General features: G+C 43.4%; 1 protein-coding gene. It reads left to right on the forward strand.

All coding sequences use genetic code 11. The features are described from left to right. Positions 1 to 615 (forward strand): hypothetical protein (locus AB4486_RS24505; protein WP_372119257.1); only part of this gene is annotated, 615 nt, incomplete at both ends.

A 615-nucleotide genomic window follows, 5' to 3' on the forward strand; every position in this document is an offset into this window, starting at 1 on the left:
ATTATCCAATGTCATTTTGGAGTGAGCTCAATAAACTGATTTGTCAAAATATAGCGATGTCCGACGTCCGCTGGAAGGCTATCCGTTGCCTTGATAAACATGGTTTGTTGAAACAAGTCTCTCGCAAGAGTGAATACAGTTGGTATGACACCTCACATCGGAGGGGTAAAATTGATTCCCATGACGGTAATTATGGTGGCTTCTGGGCTCGCTCACTGAAAGCGTTGCACGAACAAAGAGTGCAAACTACAGCCAGACCTAAACACGTTAGGCGTTTTGGTGTTGTTAATTTTACTTTAACGCCTGAAACAGCGGTGTGCATAGATCAAAATGGAAAACGTAACTATGTAGCTGCAGGGAGCAGTGTGTATCTATCAGAGCGAATTGCAGAAGCCCTTCGGAAAATCCATCAGGAACACGGCGTCATTTGTGTCAGTGATCGCAGTATGTATAACGTCGACTATGTTGGAATAAATGATCGCGGTGAGTATATTGTTAACAGTCACTCACTTAATGTAGATAAACTGGCCGAGCTAATTTCCATTTATGCATTGAACACCTACGGCTTTGATCCCGTACCCGGAAAAAAGCTGCGTTCAGGTTCTAAAACAGCAC

The organism is Vibrio sp. 10N.222.55.C6 (assembly GCF_041473395.1).
In the GTDB taxonomy this organism is placed as follows: domain Bacteria; phylum Pseudomonadota; class Gammaproteobacteria; order Enterobacterales; family Vibrionaceae; genus Vibrio; species Vibrio crassostreae_C.